Origin of the sequence: Oceanobacillus iheyensis HTE831, from assembly GCF_000011245.1 — a bacterium.
In the GTDB taxonomy this organism is placed as follows: Bacteria; Bacillota; Bacilli; order Bacillales; family Amphibacillaceae; genus Oceanobacillus; species Oceanobacillus iheyensis.
The window spans coordinates 2,073,556-2,092,116 of record NC_004193.1 but is presented as its reverse complement, the minus strand read 5'-3'; the positions used below and the strand labels follow the sequence as shown (position 1 = coordinate 2,092,116).

Genomic DNA, 18,561 nt, shown 5'->3' with positions numbered 1-18,561 from the left:
TCCTTGTTGGTAACAACATATAAATGTTAAAGAAAAAGTGGCATAGGAAGCTATGTGAAGGGAGGAATAAGATTTGTCAACTGATTCCAATGCTTTTACATTTGAATTAGAAGAATCCTTGTTTTTTGAAAAAGGACAGGAAGTGGAGGAAATCAGAGGAATATCTTTGGAACCTGAGATATCTATTCATGCATATGAAGACTACATTTTAATTCGTGGTGCGATTGAACTGCAAGGTGAGTATCAAAGGGTACCTTATACAGAAGTAGAAGATGAACCTTTAGATTTCGATCAAATTCAATCTAAACGCTACGTCGAAAAGATTGAGGAAATAAATGGTTTATATTTATTCTCTCACACTTTTCCAGTAGAAATTTCTGTTCCACCATATCGAGTTGATAATCTTGATGATGTAACTGTTCAAATTGAGTCTTTTGATTATGAGTTATTAGAAGAGGATCAATTAAAGGTTTTTGCTTCTATAGATATTGAAGGTATACAACAAGACAATAATTTAGAAGCAGAACCTGCCAGAGAAGATTCAGAAGAAGAAGATTCGTTTTCTTTTGAAATAGAACATCCTATCCAAGAAGAGACAACAGAAAATCTCGAGCGAACAGATGAAAGTAAGGAAGAACATGAACAACATGAACAACATGAACAACCAGCTGATGATGACCCTGATCGATGGAAAATCAAGTCACAGCCATTATCAGAGTACTTCCAAAGTATCTCGGAAGTAGAAGCATCACCAGAAGATGATAATTATGAAGAATATGAAGATGAAACTGATTATGAAGTAAATGATCAGGAGGAAGTTCTTGATATTCTCGATAATGAAGAGAGTCCGGAAGATGTAACCTATTTATCTGATATATTCCGTAATGCTGAAGAAGAACAGTATACTAAAATGCGTCTATGTATTGTTCAAGAGGATGACACAATTGAAACCATTGCACAAAGGTTTTCTATTAGTCCTTTACAATTAATCAAACATAATCAATTAGAGTCAGATTTTGAAGTGAACCAAGGTCAATTACTGTATATTCCTCCTAAATAAGGAGGCCCTGCGCAAACAAGCTTTGCGTAGGTATACATAAGAAGATGATAATGTTAGGAAACCGATATGGTGAAGTAAGGGGGGATGACAGTTGGATATACTAAAAGAAGTACTTGAACATTACAGCATTTATCCTCTAGAAATTGAAAAAGTTACAAATCGACTTTTTCGAGTACATGATGGAATGCGAGACTATGCCTTAAAGCGCAGTTATCTTGATGAAAACAATATTGAATCATGGGTTAGTATTTATCATGTTGCTAGTGAAAGAAATATCTCTGAAATCCTACCTGTGTATGTAACGAAAGACGGATCACTTTATCAAAAACATGAACATTTTTATTATTATTTATCTCCATGGGTTGATATTCCTAGAAACATGGATATTAATTATCAGATTGAGAGTACCATGCAGACATTGGCTTTAATTCACAAAAAAACGAAACAAACAGAACGGATTAAAATCGATAAAATGAAAAAAGATTTTGAAGGATTTCAATCATTTAATAGAAATATACCAGATGGCCTGAAGGAAAATATTGTTCATTTTGAAAGTAGAAGATACATGTCACCTTTTGAGTTAATTGCATGCTCCCAGTATAAAGCTGTAGTACACGCTTCTGAATTACTTCAAAATAAAATTAATGCTATATTTGAACAAGAAGAAGACAGCATTTCTTGGTCGAAAAGCTTATGTCATGGGAAATTAGATCCATCTCATTGTAGGGGCGGTTATTTGTTGAATTGGGAAGAAGCAAGTTTTGACCATCCTTCTACTGATATTGCTAACTATTTTCAACATATCACTGGCCATTATGACCAACCGATAGAAGAAATGAAGCAGGCTTTTAAGTTATATCGTAAAACAAACCATCTAACTGTAAAAGAAATCCATTTATTAACTATTAATTTATTAAACCCCGCTCATTATATTCGTGTGGTTCAAAATTTTACAGAACAAAGAACTAAAAAATCTATGTTGGAACAAACGAGAGAACTACAACACCAATTTAGGCGGTTACAATTTGGTATGACCTGGGTTGATTTTATCCAAGAAGAGTACGAAACGATAAATGTTGATACAAATTAAATCCATTCAAGGTAAAAAGCAATTACCAAGCCAATTAAAACTCCTGTTAAAAGAATGTCAAACGTGGTTGGGATGAGTAATGTTCGAACAAGTTGAAATACCATAATCGGTGTTACGGAAACTTCTATAATAACAATACACTTTCGTGCCCAAGGTGGAAGTCGAAATCGGTAGAACCTAGCCATAATTAAATAACCTCCTTGTATTATTCGTGAGCACCTTTTTGTGCTCTAACGTATACTATGTATAAATAAGCTTGTTTCGTGTCTATACTAAATAACAGTTGACGCTATCAAAACTTCAAGATAAAATAAAAATACAAATAAGCAAAATAAATGCGAAGATAGGAAGTAGTAAAGAATTAACACTTTTAGAGAGGGAAATCTTGAGCTGGAAATTTCCTAAGTATGTTAATCTTGAAGTCGTCCTTGATGCAGTTTCTCTGAATAATTAGTAAGAGAGATCGGTGTATTGACCGTTATCCAAACATGAGTGTACAAACAATTCTTTGTTTGTAAACAAAGGTGGTACCACGGAAATTATACCCTTTTCGTCCTTTTTTTAAGGATGAAAAGGGTTTTTTGCTTTAATATAAGGAGGTTTATAAATGGAACAGGACAAAGAAAATAAACAATCACTTCCTTCAAAGTATAATCCTAAGGAAGTAGAAGAAGGCCGGTATCAATTTTGGTTAGATGGTAAGTTTTTTGAAGCAACAGGGGATCCGGATAAGGAACCATACTCGATTGTTATCCCACCTCCAAATGTTACCGGAAGATTACATTTAGGGCATGCATGGGATACATCAATGCAAGATACGATTACACGAATGAAGCGTATGCAAGGCTATGATGTTCTCTGGCTACCTGGTATGGATCATGCGGGAATTGCTACTCAAGCAAAGGTAGAGGCAAGGTTAAAAGAGTCAGGCACGAATCGTTATGAATTAGGTCGTGAGAAATTTTTAGAAAAAGCATGGGAATGGAAAGAAGAATATGCTGCTTTTATTCGTTCACAATGGGAAAAACTTGGGCTAGGTCTAGATTACTCAAGAGAAAGATTCACATTGGATGAGGGATTATCGGATGCGGTTCGAGAAGTATTTGTTAAGTTATATGAGAAAGGTCTCATTTATCGTGGTGAATATATAATTAACTGGGATCCGTCTACGAAGACAGCTCTATCAGATATCGAAGTAATTTACGAAGAAATTCAAGGCAAGTTTTATCATATGCGTTACCCAATTAAAGGTAGCGATGAGACGATTGAAATTGCAACAACAAGACCAGAAACAATGCTTGGAGATACAGCAGTGGCTGTTCATCCAAAAGATGAGCGTTATCAACATTTAATCGGAAAAACCGTTATTTTGCCTATCGTAGGAAGAGAAATAGAAATTGTAGCAGACGACTATGTTGATATGGAACTTGGATCTGGTGCAGTTAAAATAACACCTGCACATGATCCAAATGATTTTGAAATAGGTAATCGACATCAATTAGAACGTATCCTAGTGATGAATGAAGACGGGTCTATGAATGAAAATGCTGGAAAGTATCAAGGTTTAGACCGTTTTGAATGCCGTAAACAAATTGTAAAAGATCTCAAGGAACAAGGTGTAATGTTCAATATTGAAGAACGCACTCATCAGGTAGGTCATTCAGAACGTAGTGGTGCAGTCGTTGAACCATATCTTTCTACACAATGGTTTGTTAAGATGGATCCTTTGGCAAAATCAGCATTAGATATGCAAGCAGATGCTGATGAAAAAGTAAACTTTGTACCGGATAGATTTGAACGTACTTACTTTAATTGGATGGATAATATTCGCGATTGGTGTATCTCTCGTCAATTATGGTGGGGACATCGAATTCCGGCTTGGTACCATAAAGAAACCAAGGAAATATATGTAGGGAAAGAGGCGCCAGCAGATATTGAAAATTGGGAACAGGATGAAGATGTGTTAGATACATGGTTCTCTTCTGCATTATGGCCATTTTCAACAATGGGATGGCCAAATGAAGATTCTGCTGATTTAAAACGTTACTTCCCTACGAATGTATTAGTCACGGGTTATGATATTATTTTCTTCTGGGTATCGAGAATGATTTTCCAATCTAAAGAATTCATGAATGAAAAGCCATTTGAAGATACGTTATTACATGGACTTATTCGTGATGCAGATGGTAGAAAAATGAGTAAGTCACTTGGAAATGGAGTAGACCCAATGGATGTGATTGAGAAGTACGGAGCAGATTCGTTACGTTATTTCTTAATGACAGGGTCAACACCAGGGCAGGATTTACGTTTCCACTGGGAAAAGGTAGAGTCAACGTGGAATTTTGCCAATAAAGTATGGAACGCCTCCCGTTTTTCGATTATGAATATGGAAGGTTTCACATATGAAGATATTGATTTAACAGGGGAGCTTTCTCTTCCTGATCGATGGATTTTAGCAAGATTAAACGAAACCATTGAACAAGTTACCAGAAACTCAAACAAGTATGAATTTGGTGAAGCTGGTCGACATCTATACAATTTTATTTGGGATGAATTTTGTGATTGGTATATTGAGATGGCAAAATTATCTCTTTATGGGGAAGATGAAAATAAGAAAAAGACAACGCGTTCTGTTCTTGCCCACGTGCTAGATCAAACAATGCGCATGTTACATCCGTTTATGCCATTTATAACAGAAGAGATTTGGCAACAATTGCCTCATGAAGGACCTTCTATTACGGTTAGTAAGTGGCCAGAGGTTAATTCTGAATTTGACAATCCTCAAGCAGTCCAGGAGATGCAACGCTTAGTATCCATTATTCGATCGGTACGTAACAGCCGTGCAGAAGTAGATACTCCTATGTCGAAACAAATTAAAATGCTTATAAAAACAGAAAATGAACAGTTAACAGCGGAGTTGGAGAAAAACAGAGATTATTTAGAGCGTTTTTGTAATCCGAGTGAATTGTCAATATCAACAGTTATTGAAGCGCCTGATAAGGCAATGACCTCAGTAGTGACAGGAGCAGAAATATTCCTTCCACTAGAAGGCTTAATTGATTTTGATAAAGAAATTAAACGATTAGAAAATGAACTTGCAAAATGGACAAAAGAAGTAGAACGAGTACAGAAGAAACTGTCAAACCAAGGTTTTGTAAGTAAAGCACCTGAATCAGTAGTGGAAGAAGAAAAACGAAAAGAAAAAGATTATTTAGATAAACAAGCAAAAGTGAAGACGCGATTATCTGAACTGAAATAGTGAAAGATTAACGAAAAAGAAGTGGTAAAAAACATCGATACATGTTTTTTACCACTTCTTTTTTAGCATTCTTATCATTCCGCAAATTAATGCAAAGAAAAACACTAAAAACTTTAAATGGATGATTTAATATGTTTGATATATAGTTCGAGTAAATTTATATTGCTTACTTTACTCCACGTACGCGAACCAACTACATCTTCAATTTCATTAAATAGTAATTCACCTTTTGTTGATAGTAAGAAATCAATTCCTACCATATCAAAATCGAACTTATTTACAATTTTCTGTATGAGCTCTTGTTGAGGAGTGTTTAATGTATAGATGGAAGCAGTACCTCCTAAGGTATAATTAGCCCGAAAATCAGTTTTGCTTTCTCGTAATACTGCTCCGATAATCTGTTTACCAATGACAAATACTCTTATATCTTTTCCAAACTGAATGTTCTCGGTAGACTGCAGGATAATATCCGATTGACAGTTTAGTTTGTATGTATTCCACTCTGTTATATGATGAATTAAAGTTACTTGATTTCCACCTTTTCCATTAACCACTTTGCTAATGAATGGAAATTGAAGAGGTGGATCGTTTGGTAAGAGTCCATTTGAATAATAGTATGTATCTGGCATAGGGACCCCGGTTTGTAATATAGCATCATGCGTATAACCTTTATGGTTGAAAATCGCTGAGATAGCTGACGAATTGAATACATGAATTCCTTTTCTTTCTAAATGTTTACTTAATAATGGATCCATATATCGGACAATGGCGAAATCCGGTGTAGATATATGTTTATGATCATAATAAAGTATGGATTGATTTCGATTAATTCCTATTGTTAATTGTTCACGAATAATTAATTGTAAGGAAAGGCCTTGTTTTGTTGCCTCTAATTGAAACCATTCAATATAGCTTGCATTTTTTATTGCGTCTTTTTCTGAGTATATTAACCAACCTGAAGTCATCTTATTTTCCTTTCGATATAGGTTATCATTTTATCCGCTATATTCACACCCGTACATTCTGTCAAATTACGAATATGGGCATTAGCGTTAATTTCACATACAAAATAGGAGTTCTCCGGACCAAATAATAAGTCCACTCCAGCAAAATCAGCATTAATGGCTTGTGCGGCATCAACAGCAATATTTATAGCTTTTTGATCAGGCGTAAATGGTTTCATATCCCCACCATTGGTTATATTGGCTCTAAAATCTTGATTATTATTCCGTTCCATACCTGCAATGACTTCATTCCCTACCACTTGTAATCGAATATCTCTACCATGGCTAGAGGAAATATAAGATTGAAATAAAAATGGCTTTCCTTGTAAATTATTCGTCAATTCTTTAAGTTCCTCAACATTATTCACGAGGTAAACTTGTTCACCAAAAGAACCAAACGCTTCTTTAACAACTAATGGTATACCTAGTTTATGAATAATGGATTGTAGATAATCATCAGAAAGTACACCTTTGGTATAGATTTTGGGAGCAATTATGGTATGTGGAATAGGTATATCTAGAGAGGTGAGTCTTTGATACGTCTGAATCTTATCATCACTCATCTCAATCGTAGAAGAACTGTTGAAGACAGGTATTCCAAGTTGTTCCAGATATTGTGCCAAATAGATATCTTTATCAATAAAGAATGCAAAATCAGGTAAAGTATATGTTTGTTTATGTAAATGTAGCGGTTGCTTATCAGATAAATCAAGTAAAATATCGTTGTTTTTCATAATACTGATATCGATATGTCTTTTTATTGCAGCAGCTTGTATCATTTTTGCATAGTCGATGAATTTATCAGTTTTTAGATTGCCATTGACAATAATCCACCCAGTCTTTTTCATTAAACGAATCATCCTTTCTGCTATAATTATTATATGATGGAATGGAAAGTAGGGAAAGTATGTTATTTGAACAAATAGAACAATATTTTAATAATAGAGAAACAATAGGGGTACAACCTGGATTAGAAAGAGTGAAGGAATTATTGAAGTTTGTCGACTATCCAGATAAAGACCTTCCCACTATTCATATAGCTGGTACAAATGGAAAAGGTTCTACGAGTCAATTCATTCAATCTGCTCTCATAGCTAATGATTATAAGGTTGGATCTTTTACATCTCCTAGTTTTTATGGAATAAGAGGATTTATTCAAATGAATAACGAGCCAGTATCGGAGAAGGTATTTTCACAAGCATTTCAAAAAATGTTGCCTGCCATTGAAATGCTAGACAAAGATGGGAACTCCCCGAGTAACTTTGAGATATTAACGGTATTAAGCTTTGTTTGTTTTGAAAATAATGTAGATATCGCAGTTGTCGAAGCGGGCATGGGAGGAATGTGGGATACGACTAATGTAATTTCGCCAATTGTAACTGTTATCACTACTATTTCTTATGACCATACTGCATTGTTAGGTGAAACGTTAGTAGAAATTGCTGAACAAAAAGCGGGTATAATCAAGCCGTTAATTCCAATGATAACTGGTGTTAACGGAACTGCGTATGACATAATAGAGAAGAAAACGGAAGAGATGAATTCACCATTATTTGTTTTAGACAAAGATTTTACGTATGAATCTATAACTATGAATCATTTTAAATTTAATATATCTAATCAACAATTTGATATAGATTTAGATATGAATGGAAAACATCAACACTATAATGCTTCTATAGCCCTTTATGTATTACATATACTTCATGAACAAGGCTGGCAGTTAACGGAAGATAAGATAATTAAAGGGGTAGAACAAGCTAGATTACCTGGAAGATTAGAGAAAATCCATAGTAATCCGTCAATAATTGTAGATGGCGCACATAATATGGAAGGTATACATTCTTTGATAGACACGATAAAACGACAGGATTCTAAAAGCGGTCATCATATTTTATTTGCAGCTTTTAAGGATAAAGACGTAAGAAACATGATAAATTGTCTGCAATCAGACTTGTCGAACGTTAATGTAACAACATTTGATCATGTTCGCGCTCCCTCCTTTGAGGAATTAGAACAATTAGAAACAAAGCAGCCAAAACGAATCGTTTATGATTGGAAAAAATACTTGGAAACAATTTTTGAAAATAAGGATGAATGCTATTATATTACTGGATCTTTACATTTCATATCATTAGTAAAACAATATGTTAATGATCTGCAGCGAAATATGTTGAACGATTCTTAGAACTAGTGTCAGATTTCGTCTTACTTTTTATATCTGCTGTGCTAGAGTGAGGGACATACTACTGGGCACAGGAGGAACATATTGTGGAGAAAAAGAAACCAATATTAGTAGAGAAAAATGGAAAAAAATGGACGTATAAATTACCTGCAGAGGAATTCTTAAGCTCACCAGAAGAGTCAGCTGCTGCCCAAGAAAAGCATGAACAAGAGAAGCTGCCAGTATTAACCGCTTTAAAAAAGTCTAAAAAAGGATTTCCTAATAAAAAAAACAAAAAATCATTTCAACTTAAGCCTTTATTAATGGCGGTTATATCTGCAGTAATTATTGGGTCGATTCTAGGGTTTACCTTAATTCGGATGTTTGTACAAGTGGATACTCCACCTTCAGCAAATGGGTCTATTCCAACTATTGGAGGAATGAATGATGATGGATCTTCAATGGCGATTTCTACAGAAGCATATCAAATAGAGCCACTGCAATCTTATATTATTCAAGCAGGAATATTTTCGGAAGAGGCGAACGCGGTTGAGTGGCAAGAAAAATATTCTGACTTAGAAATCGAAACAGTGATTTGGCAAAGAGAAGATCAATACTTTCTTCTGGCAGGTGTTGCTCCGACTAAAGATTTGGGTCAATCTATTGCTGCGTCTATAAGTGAACAAAATAATGTAGATTTATATGTGAAAGAATGGAGTACTACAAAGGGTGAAGTAGAGTTAACAAAAGAAGAAGCCCAGTGGATAGATTCCTTTCATACTTTTTGGCAATCCGAGTTGACGAATCAATTAAATGCGACAGAACCAATTACTAGTGACAAAATTCAGCCATTAATAGAAAGTGTTCCTAAAGAAACAAATGCTATAAATAAATTGGTAGAGACGTTAAATGAAACGAGTGGCGAACCATCTTCAGAGCAACTTTTAAAATTAATGCATGAGTACGAAATACTACAAAAATAATAGCGAGCTTGTGGAGAATTCTATCTGGATTCTTCACAAGCTTTTTTAACGTGATTTAAAAATGATAAGGATTTATATATTTTGTAAATTCGGCACTAGTTATTTATACGTTTCTTTATGATAAATATAAAATTTAGTGTATGAAATCCAAACTAAAATATTATTTTTTATATTTGTTGTTACACTCTTCTACCGATATGCTATACAAAGAAAGGAGGGAGAAGATGAAAACCACGGTACTTACTATGAAGAACGTACCCAAAGAAGATCGACCTAGAGAAAGATTGCTAAAGCATGGAGCATCTCATTTATCGAATCAAGAAATACTATCCATTCTTATTGGTAGCGGAACAAAACAAGATTCAGTAAATGTATTATCTAATCGAATTTTAATGCATTTTGAGGGGATGAAATTAATAAGAGATGCGACTATTGAAGAACTTATAGCAATTAAAGGTATTGGCACAGCGAAAGGACTTATCATTCTTGCTGCTATCGAGTTAGGGAAAAGATTGAATACCTATAAGCCCGATGGTCCTTATGTTATCCGGTCTCCTGAAGACGGTGCTAGTTACATCATGGAAGAGATGCGTTATTTAAGTCAGGAACATTTTGTAGTTTTATTTCTAAATACAAAAAATCAAATTATTCATTATCAAACAGTTTTTATAGGTAGTTTAAATGCCTCGATAGTGCACCCTAGAGAGGTTTTTAAAGAAGCAGTTAAACGTTCTGCAGCATCATTAATTGTAGCCCACAATCACCCGAGTGGTGTGCGCCTGCAAGGTGTAATTATATAGTGATACACAAAGTATCTAGAACTCCTTACAATGTTCTATGGTCAGCATCTTACTTTAATTGGGAAACCAATTAGGGGACAATAGCATGATGTGAAAAGAAGGAAATAGTACATCCTATACTTTTGTCTTTCAGACCAAGTGATGCATGGTAAAAGCTATACTGCTTGAACCCAAGGTGAAGGGATATTGGGTGTGTAACTATTAAATAGTTAGGGTATCATGAGATTGGAATTCACCGCTTTCTATCTCATCGTAAGGGTTATCCTCCCATCTTCAATAAGAAGAAACCATCGAAATGGGTACCTAAACATCACGTATCTATATATTGACATAATGCAGGGATTGCCTAAGTGCTATGTCTCAAAAATAAGGCATAAGGTAACGGAGTCTTCATAGTACTCAACGTCAGCCTGTAATAGGTTTGGCAAGGGGAAGGAAGATAGGTTGAAATACGTCTAGACGAAAGGAGTCATGAATATGACAATTCATCCATTTCCTCAATTGGACGTAATACAAAGAGCAGCTCAACAAGGAAAAGTAGTATTCGATTGCTACCGGTTATTATATAATGACGATCTCTGGCAAATCGTTATTATGCGTACAATTCGTCTAAGATATCTACACAGACAAATTAAAGATAAAATGATAAAAGAATTGGTTTATGAGTTAAAATCAGGAAAATTCCGCTTCTCACAGCCCTCAAAATCAAAATTAAATGAGAACCTCCATATGAAGAATATATTAATAATAGAATCCGTAGTTGTTATACTAGAACATATATATCATTTAGGGAACTTTGAAAAACTACTACTGATTAAAAATAATCCTTCATTTTCTTCACTTCAAAAATTAAAAAGCTGGGGTACCATTAATTGGTTTATAAAAATAAAGTTAAAAAAAATCCCCTTTTCACAACAACATCTTGAATTTCTAATTAATAAGATTAAAAGAAAAGTAAATGATCAACGATTTATTCAACTTGTGTTTTATGCATCAATGCTGAGTCTGCAAAAGCAGCATCACCCATATAGCTATACAATGATTAAATTATCCAATCTCCTAGAACATATTTTCCAGGAATCTGTCGTACAAAACTTAAAAGGGATAATCGATGCATTTGAAAGAAATAATGGTACTTCTATCAAATTCGTTTTCAATAAGGAAGAGTATCTTGTTGGTTTAAACAGCACAAAAGTTCATGCGAACCGTTTACTTGGGGAGATTAATAATGAGCTTGATCGGAGCGGACTTCATTCTTTTTATGATATACAATCAAACCTAAATCATCGAGGTGACAGAATTTATTTTCAAAATTATCAACTCTCCTCTAAAAGAAATTATCTATCAAATTCTGGTACAAGTCAGCAACTTAATTTGATTATTCCTAAGCAACAAATGAACCAATGGGCTTCTCAAAAAGGTTATGGTGTTTTTCAAGAGCACATACCTTTGGCTAGAAAAAGGCTCTTACATTTTTCTGCTCAAGAAATTTTAAAGATATACAATGAAGAACTTATTTCATTTGCCAATCATTGTCTATTTGCTGTAAATTTTAATGATATTGAAAAAATGGTTCATTTAGCTGAGAGTAGCTTTTTAAAAACGCTTGCGTTTAAATATAAGACAACAGCGAAGCAGCTTGCTATGTCTATGAAACATCCTCGAAATAAAAGAATCGCTCTTGTGTGTAATGATAAGTGTAAGAATCAAACATTTATTATGTTTATAAAAATGTATGATTTAAAACTACATCGAAAGAAAGTTCTTCAAAAATTTTCTGAAGTGTAACATAAAACTTTTCCTGTTGACCTGCTATATTCAACTAGCGAGCCGTATACGCTGAAAGGTGTACGTACGGTTCTGAGGGAGGAGAAATAAAACCTTCTATCATTTAAAGAAAGGCGTATTTTTTCTACCCTACGACCCAACACCGTCACAAGAAGATATCCATGTGACGAAACGTTTAGTGGACTCTGGTAAATTAATTGGCATTGAAGTATTAGACCATCTGATTATCGGTGACAAAAAATTCGTATCCCTAAAAGAAAAAGGTTATTTATAAATACTATCTATTTTATAAGTTTTTTCGTATAATTAAATAAGAATTGGTAAATTTAGCGCCATCTTTCATTGCAAGAAAGGGAGAGGCGCTTCTTATCATTTATAATGAATGAAAAATGTTATAAAAGCGAGATACATAAAGAAAATTAGAATCGAAGGAAAGGGAGATACGCTTGGGTATGTTTAATTTTTCACAGGATTTAGGCATTGATTTGGGTACAGCTAATACACTTGTTTTTGTTAAAGGTAAAGGAATTATTGTGCGGGAGCCATCTGTTGTAGCTAAGAATTTAGAGACAGGTAGTATTGAGGCTGTAGGTCGTAACGCACGAAATATGATTGGAAGAACACCGGGAAATATTTCTGTTATTCGCCCTATGAAAGATGGGGTAATTGCAGATTATGATACCACATCCGTAATGATGAATTATTACATGAAAAAAGCAATGAAAAAACGTTCATTATTCGCAAAAAAGCCTAATGTGATGGTATGTGTTCCATCTGGAATCACAATGGTAGAGGAACGGGCCGTTATTGATGCAACAAAACAAGCAGGCGCAAAAGAGGCTTATCCAATAGCTGAACCATTTGCTGCTGCAATTGGAGCTGGTTTGCCAGTCTGGGAACCTACGGGAAGTATGATAGTTGATATAGGTGGAGGTACTACTGAAATAGCAGTAATATCACTCGGCGGTATTGTAACAAGTGAGTCCATTCGTATTGCCGGTGATGATATGGATGAAGCCATTATTAATTACATTCGCAAACACTATAATTTAATGATTGGTGAGCGCTCAGCCGAGTCAATAAAAATGGATATTGGATCAGCAAAGGGTGGAAAAAGTCCTGAAGAAATGGACATTAGAGGAAGAGACTTATTGACGGGGCTTCCCAAAACAATTACAGTAACATCGGAAGAAATATCGAAATCTCTGGATGATACAGTAGACTCGATTGTAAATGCGGTAAAGTCGACACTGGAAAAAACTCCTCCTGAGTTATCTGCAGATATAATGGATCGTGGAATCGTCCTTTCTGGTGGAGGGGCACTGTTAAAAAATTTAGATCAAGTAATAAGTGATGAAACAAAGATCCCAGTATTCGTTACAGATGAACCTTTAGAAAGTGTCGCGATAGGTACTGGAAAATCTTTAGAGTATATTAATCAGTTTAGAAATAGCCCAAGTGTGTCTGCACGTCCGTTAAATAAATAAGTAGGTGTGTTAAAATGCAATTTTTACGTAGCAAAAAACTTTTTATTATCCTAATTGGAGTAATTGTTTTAGTTGCTCTAATCGGATATTCCTTAAGAGATCGAGAAAATATGGGGTTTGTTGAAACAATTATCAACGATACAGTAGGTTGGGTGCAAAATACGATTCATGCACCAGTTTCCTATGTAACAGGTATTATCTCTAATATCGATGATATGAAAAATACGTATGAAGAGAATCAAATTCTAAGGGAGCAAATTGCTCAACAAGATTCTCTACTATATGACGTTCAAAAATTAGAAGAAGAGAACGAAGAGTTAAGAGAAATAATTGGTATGACCGAAACGGTGAGAGATTATGAACCCATCCATGCGTCAGTAATTTCTCGATCACCAGAACAATGGATGGACCAAGTAACAATTAACCGTGGATCTGACCATGGAATAGAAACAAATATGGTTGTAATTACTGCTGATGGAATGATAGGTAAAGTGTTACAGATTTCCAATGTTACAGCTACGGTACAACTTTTAACCGGCTTTGACGAATTTAATCGTATATCAGCTACAATTACAAAAGAAGATGATCAAGATGTTTTTGGAATGATTGAAGGGTTCGACAAAGAATCTAATTCATTATTATTCCGTATTATTGAAGAATCCGAGAAAAATGTGGAAGAAGGAGATATTGTTTATTCTTCTGAAAAGGGCGGGAAATTTCCTGCAGGCTTAAAAATCGGTGAAGTGAAAGAAATAGTGTCCGATCAATACGGTCTTACTCGGATTGCTATGGTTGAACCAGCTGCTGACCTTTATGATATTAATAATGTCGTTGTAGTGGATCGAGCTATAGAACAACCACAAGAAATGGAAGAAAATGCAGATGAGGAGGATGAGTCTTGATTAGGCGCCTTGTATTACCTCTCGTATTATTTATAATAATTGTACTAGAAGGGGTTGCTCTGGAGCTACTTCCACTACAGTTATTATCGGGAGACTATTTCATCGTACCTCATTGGCTTTTTATCTTTTTAGTCTTTGTTGCTGTTTTTTTCGATCATAATGATACGTATTATTCTGTGTTATATGCATTAATATTCGGATTGCTTTTTGATATTGTGTATACAGGCGTGCTCGGTGTCTATATGTTTTCTTACGCCTTAGTAATTTATATTGTTCATGGAATAAAGAAAATGTTACAGGGTAATTTTTATGTCCTATTATTGCTAGCAACGTTTGGTATTGTATTGATAGAATTTACGATTTATGGGATTTTCTCTGTTGTTGGTATGGTGGATATTTCAATAGAGAGTTTTATGTTAAATAGGTTAGCTCCGACAATCTTATTAAATCTTGTCTTCTTAATTGTTATTTATCCATTTTCATCTAAAAGATTGGAAAAATGGAAAACAGAAATTCCGCTTGGTGAACGAATGCGCTAAATAATATAAGATACATAGATCATTAATGTAGTGTGAAAATGAGGTGATTAAAGAGTGCAGGATCTAAAACAAATCATTACAATTAAAGGTACCAGAGATGGATTAAGTCTATTTATTGATGAAGATGCATCATTTGAAGAGGTTCTAAAAGAATTAGAAGAGAAAATTCAATTTAGTAAACCAAAACAAGATGAGCCTGTTGTGTCTGTTAAAGTTAAATTAGGAAATCGATATATAAGTGGAGAAAAAGAAGAGCAGATTCGTCAAGTTATAACAACTGATCAGCGATTTAAAGTGATCGGGATTGATTCAAATCTGATTCCGATTAACGATGCAAAGCGGTGGATGGACGATAGTGAAGTAAAAGTGATTAACCGTGTAGTTCGATCAGGTCAAATTCTAGAAATACAAGGAGATTTATTATTGGTTGGTGATGTAAATCCTGGGGGAAGAGTGGTAGCTAGTGGGAATATCTATATATTAGGTAATCTATTAGGAATTGCTCATGCAGGTTATCATGGGGATAAAGATGCTTTTATAGCAGCTTCTTATATGAAGCCAACACAATTACGAATTGCCGACTATATAAGTCGAGCACCTGACTATGAATCTGATGGTGTTTATATGGAATGTGGTATTATTGATACAGATCAAGATAAAATCACTATCGATTCCTTAAAGGTTCTTTCAAAAAAACGGAAAGAAATAAGTGGATTTGAGAGGAGAATGAATAATGGGTGAAGCTATCGTAATTACTTCTGGTAAAGGCGGAGTAGGAAAAACCACTACTTCAGCGAATATCGGAACTGCCCTAGCATTAATGGAGAAAAAAGTATGTTTGATTGATACAGATATTGGACTTAGAAATTTAGATGTTGTAATGGGGTTAGAAAACAGAATAATTTTTGATATTGTTGATGTAATAGAGGAAAGATGTAAATTAAAACAAGCTCTTATAAAAGACAAACGTTTTGATTATTTAACGCTATTACCTGCAGCGCAGACAAGTGATAAAACTGCTGTTACGATTCAAGGAATGAAAGAAATAATTGCGGAATTAAAACAAGAGTATGATTATATTATAATTGATTGTCCAGCAGGAATAGAGCAAGGATTCCAAAATGCGATTGCAGGTGCAGACCGAGCGATCGTAGTAACTACTCCGGAAAAATCCAGTGTGCGTGATGCAGATCGAATTGTAGGTTTATTAGAAAAACAGGATATGAAAGAATCACCTAGATTGGTTATTAATCGTATACGTAATCATATGATGAAAAATGGTGACATGTTAGATATAGATGATATCGTTAATTTACTATCTATTGATTTAATTGGGATCGTTGTAGATGATGATGAAGTAATTAAAGCATCTAATAATGGAGAGCCAATTGCACTTCATCCAAATTCTAAGGCTTCGATTGCTTATCGAAATATTGCGAGAAGAATATTAGGGGAGACAGTACCTTTGCAAGCACTTGATGATGAAAAAGGTATTTTCCAACGAGTAAAAGAATTTTTTAAAATATAATTCAACGTAAACACCTCAAAACAGTTGGTAGGTTTTGAGGTGTTTTTACATATAAATAATATTCCTTGTTCATAGAATGTGAAGCTTGTACATATACATGGTACAAATCAAGTGAAGGAATGTGAGGCTATGGATAAGGATATTCAAAAGATTAGAAAATCAATTGAACAGCGGAAAAAAGCAAGGGGAATAAAGCAAGACCAATCTAAAGGGAAAGACTATCTTAGGTCACATGTTCTTCCAGACACGGAAGAATCGCATGGATATTATCCTACTTTCCCTACCAGTGCAAATCAAAGTAAAAAAAGCAGTTCGTCTCCTGTTACAAAATACGCGGTAAAGGCAATATTATCACTTATGCTTTTTCTTGGGGCAGCAATTATTTGGGAATCAGAATCGCCTGTTTTAAACAAACCAAAAGCTTGGGCAGCTTCTGCATTAACCGATCAATTTCCTTTTGCTAAAGTTAACGTTTGGTACAAAGAAGTATTTGGAAGACCGCTCTCTTTAACTCCTAGTGTTGTTACGGAAGGAGAGGATTCTCAACCAGTAGCACTACCGGTAACTGGTAATATCTCAGAGTCATTTGAAGCGAATGGAATTGGCATAAAGATTGACCCAGGACAATCGACCAACGTAACCGCGATAAATGAAGGGGTTATTGTATTTGCAGGAAATGATACGAGTACAGAAAAAACAGTGAAGATTCAACATTCCGATGGATCGATTTCTCAATATGGAAATTTAAGTTCAGTTGATGTTCATCTTTATCAATTTATTCAAGCAAACGAGCTAGTAGGAACGTTTACACCTACTAATGAAGAACAATCGGTTTTTTTCTCCATCGAGAAGGATAATCATTATGTAGATCCTGCACAGGTGATTCAAGTTGATGACAATAATTAAAAGATGGATTCCACCTATTCGCATACACCCCATTTTATTAATATTTATCATCGTGTCCTTTTTAACGGGTACTATTATGGAAATGGCAATTATCTTTTCTCTTGTTCTTTTGCATGAACTTGGGCATTTTTTTGCAGCTACGTACTATAAATGGCGAATTCCTTTAGTTATATTGTGGGCATTTGGTGGAGTAATGAAAACGGATGAACATGGAAATAAACCGATTCGAGAAGAGTTAGTTGTAACTATTGCGGGACCATTTGTTCATATTCTTATTTATGGTGGATTGTTTTTGGTGAACGAGTTTCAATTATTGCCGGAGGCGTTGATTTCTTTAATTTTCTATTATAATTCGATGATCCTCTTGTTTAATTTAATACCAGTTTGGCCATTAGATGGCGGTAAATTATTATTATTACTTTGTTCGTATTTATTTCCTTTTAAAGGAGCATACCATTTTACGATATTATCATCATTCGTTATGATAGTAGTTGTTGTAGCCGTACAATTCTTATTTTTACCTTTTACGTTGAGTGCTTTTTTTGTCTGGGCATTTCTATTTGTGGAAAATTGGAGAGAGTGGAAGCAACGTTTCTATGTGTTTATAAGATTTCTGCTTCACCGATATGAAGGAAAACATATTGTTCGTTCTGTAAAGCCTTTATATGTCTCATCTGAAAGTACATATGGAGAGGTATTGTCTTTCTTTCATCGTGAAAAAAAACATCCAATTTATATAAAATACCCAGATCAATCGAGAATATTTTTAGATGATAATGAATGTCTAGAACTTTATTTTAAGGAGAATCAAATTAAAGGTAGAATTGGCGATTCTTTTTTGTATAAGTAATCTAATTTTGGGATAGGTGCTTGACAAATTAGATTAAAACATGGTAACATCAATCTGTTATTCATCGTAGCGCCCGTGCTACAACCGCACAGAATAGGTGAGTGTAAAAAGCGTAAAACAGCATTCGTTGTTTTTTGCTTAACATTTTTAAAATCCGTATTGGATTACCTAAATGGCGAGTCTGAGTTGAATGAGGAGGTG

Annotated in this window: 17 protein-coding genes, 1 pseudogene and 2 other annotated features; of the genes and pseudogenes, 15 read left to right on the top strand and 3 right to left on the bottom strand. The window is 34.5% G+C overall.

The window, feature by feature from the left end:
• Nucleotides 1-73: 73 nt before the first annotated feature.
• Both spoVID and ysxE read left to right on the top strand, forming a co-directional pair.
• Complete coding sequence (gene spoVID / locus OB_RS10620) at nt 74-1,060, top strand: stage VI sporulation protein D (RefSeq protein ID WP_011066459.1); 987 nt, start codon at nt 74-76, stop codon at nt 1,058-1,060.
• Between the two features lie 91 nt (nt 1,061-1,151).
• A complete protein-coding gene (ysxE, locus tag OB_RS10615) occupies nt 1,152-2,150 on the top strand; it encodes a spore coat protein YsxE (protein WP_011066458.1) in 999 nt (332 codons plus the stop codon).
• Here ysxE and OB_RS10610 read toward each other — a convergent pair.
• A complete protein-coding gene (locus OB_RS10610) occupies nt 2,147-2,335 on the bottom strand; it encodes a hypothetical protein (protein ID WP_011066457.1) in 189 nt (62 codons plus the stop codon). The genes ysxE and OB_RS10610 overlap by 4 nt on opposite strands.
• 146 nt (nt 2,336-2,481) lie before the next feature.
• Nucleotides 2,482-2,711, top strand: a binding site (T-box leader).
• 46 nt (nt 2,712-2,757) lie between these two features.
• Between OB_RS10610 and OB_RS10605 the strand changes: the two genes are divergently transcribed.
• Entirely contained in the window at nt 2,758-5,409 is a 2,652-nt protein-coding gene (locus OB_RS10605) for a valine--tRNA ligase (protein WP_011066456.1), read from the top strand.
• 113 nt (nt 5,410-5,522) lie between these two features.
• On the opposite strand, the gene OB_RS10600 is transcribed toward OB_RS10605, so the two are convergent.
• Nucleotides 5,523-6,374, bottom strand: a complete 852-nt coding sequence (locus OB_RS10600; RefSeq protein WP_011066455.1) for an ATP-grasp domain-containing protein — start codon at nt 6,372-6,374, stop codon at nt 5,523-5,525.
• Entirely contained in the window at nt 6,371-7,261 is an 891-nt protein-coding gene (locus OB_RS10595; protein WP_011066454.1) for an ATP-grasp domain-containing protein, read from the bottom strand. Before OB_RS10595 ends, OB_RS10600 begins: the two co-directional genes overlap by 4 nt.
• A 59-nt stretch (nt 7,262-7,320) precedes the next feature.
• On the opposite strand from OB_RS10595, the gene OB_RS10590 reads away from it, so the two are divergent.
• The 12 genes and pseudogenes from OB_RS10590 to OB_RS10535 all read left to right on the top strand — a co-directional run bounded on the left by OB_RS10590 (nt 7,321) and on the right by OB_RS10535 (nt 18,360).
• Complete coding sequence (locus OB_RS10590; RefSeq protein ID WP_011066453.1) at nt 7,321-8,601, top strand: bifunctional folylpolyglutamate synthase/dihydrofolate synthase; 1,281 nt, start codon at nt 7,321-7,323, stop codon at nt 8,599-8,601.
• A gap of 83 nt (nt 8,602-8,684) precedes the next feature.
• Nucleotides 8,685-9,560, top strand: a complete 876-nt coding sequence (locus OB_RS10585) for a hypothetical protein (RefSeq protein ID WP_011066452.1) — start codon at nt 8,685-8,687, stop codon at nt 9,558-9,560.
• Between the two features lie 224 nt (nt 9,561-9,784).
• Nucleotides 9,785-10,360: a RadC family protein gene (gene radC, locus OB_RS10580; protein WP_011066451.1), complete on the top strand. Its 576-nt coding sequence runs from the start codon at nt 9,785-9,787 to the stop codon at nt 10,358-10,360.
• A gap of 477 nt (nt 10,361-10,837) precedes the next feature.
• Entirely contained in the window at nt 10,838-12,148 is a 1,311-nt protein-coding gene (locus tag OB_RS10575) for a hypothetical protein (RefSeq protein WP_152023704.1), read from the top strand.
• Nucleotides 12,149-12,281: 133 nt separating this feature from the next.
• A pseudogene (locus OB_RS18200) lies at nt 12,282-12,422 on the top strand (JAB domain-containing protein); the annotation flags it as partial.
• A 178-nt stretch (nt 12,423-12,600) separates the two neighbouring features.
• Nucleotides 12,601-13,635: a rod shape-determining protein gene (locus tag OB_RS10565; RefSeq protein WP_011066448.1), complete on the top strand. Its 1,035-nt coding sequence runs from the start codon at nt 12,601-12,603 to the stop codon at nt 13,633-13,635.
• A 14-nt stretch (nt 13,636-13,649) separates the two neighbouring features.
• Complete coding sequence (gene mreC / locus OB_RS10560) at nt 13,650-14,537, top strand: rod shape-determining protein MreC (RefSeq protein WP_011066447.1); 888 nt, start codon at nt 13,650-13,652, stop codon at nt 14,535-14,537.
• On the top strand, nt 14,534-15,076 hold the full coding sequence (mreD, locus tag OB_RS10555) for a rod shape-determining protein MreD (RefSeq protein WP_011066446.1): 543 nt from the start codon (nt 14,534-14,536) through the stop codon (nt 15,074-15,076). The genes mreC and mreD overlap by 4 nt, the downstream gene beginning before the upstream one ends.
• 54 nt (nt 15,077-15,130) lie before the next feature.
• Entirely contained in the window at nt 15,131-15,817 is a 687-nt protein-coding gene (gene minC, locus OB_RS10550; RefSeq protein ID WP_011066445.1) for a septum site-determining protein MinC, read from the top strand.
• A complete protein-coding gene (gene minD / locus OB_RS10545; protein WP_011066444.1) occupies nt 15,810-16,604 on the top strand; it encodes a septum site-determining protein MinD in 795 nt (264 codons plus the stop codon). Before minC ends, minD begins: the two co-directional genes overlap by 8 nt.
• Before the next feature lie 129 nt (nt 16,605-16,733).
• Nucleotides 16,734-17,510, top strand: a complete 777-nt coding sequence (locus OB_RS10540; protein ID WP_011066443.1) for a M23 family metallopeptidase — start codon at nt 16,734-16,736, stop codon at nt 17,508-17,510.
• The gene (locus tag OB_RS10535; RefSeq protein ID WP_011066442.1) at nt 17,497-18,360 is read left to right on the top strand and encodes a site-2 protease family protein; all 864 of its coding nucleotides are present in this window, start codon (nt 17,497-17,499) and stop codon (nt 18,358-18,360) included. Before OB_RS10540 ends, OB_RS10535 begins: the two co-directional genes overlap by 14 nt.
• Nucleotides 18,361-18,432: 72 nt before the next feature.
• Nucleotides 18,433-18,553: a sequence feature (ribosomal protein L21 leader region), on the top strand.
• Nucleotides 18,554-18,561: the final 8 nt, after the last annotated feature.

Coding starts and splice junctions, on each gene's coding strand:
- OB_RS10610 (WP_011066457.1), bottom strand. CDS start 2,335: ATGGCTAGGTTCTACCGATTTCGACTTCCACCTTGGGCACGAAAGTGT.
- OB_RS10605 (WP_011066456.1), top strand. CDS start 2,758: ATGGAACAGGACAAAGAAAATAAACAATCACTTCCTTCAAAGTATAAT.
- OB_RS10600 (WP_011066455.1), bottom strand. CDS start 6,374: ATGACTTCAGGTTGGTTAATATACTCAGAAAAAGACGCAATAAAAAAT.
- OB_RS10595 (WP_011066454.1), bottom strand. CDS start 7,261: ATGAAAAAGACTGGGTGGATTATTGTCAATGGCAATCTAAAAACTGAT.
- OB_RS10590 (WP_011066453.1), top strand. CDS start 7,321: ATGTTATTTGAACAAATAGAACAATATTTTAATAATAGAGAAACAATA.
- radC (WP_011066451.1), top strand. CDS start 9,785: ATGAAAACCACGGTACTTACTATGAAGAACGTACCCAAAGAAGATCGA.
- OB_RS10575 (WP_152023704.1), top strand. CDS start 10,838: ATGACAATTCATCCATTTCCTCAATTGGACGTAATACAAAGAGCAGCT.
- OB_RS10565 (WP_011066448.1), top strand. CDS start 12,601: ATGTTTAATTTTTCACAGGATTTAGGCATTGATTTGGGTACAGCTAAT.
- mreC (WP_011066447.1), top strand. CDS start 13,650: ATGCAATTTTTACGTAGCAAAAAACTTTTTATTATCCTAATTGGAGTA.
- minD (WP_011066444.1), top strand. CDS start 15,810: ATGGGTGAAGCTATCGTAATTACTTCTGGTAAAGGCGGAGTAGGAAAA.
- OB_RS10540 (WP_011066443.1), top strand. CDS start 16,734: ATGGATAAGGATATTCAAAAGATTAGAAAATCAATTGAACAGCGGAAA.
- OB_RS10535 (WP_011066442.1), top strand. CDS start 17,497: ATGACAATAATTAAAAGATGGATTCCACCTATTCGCATACACCCCATT.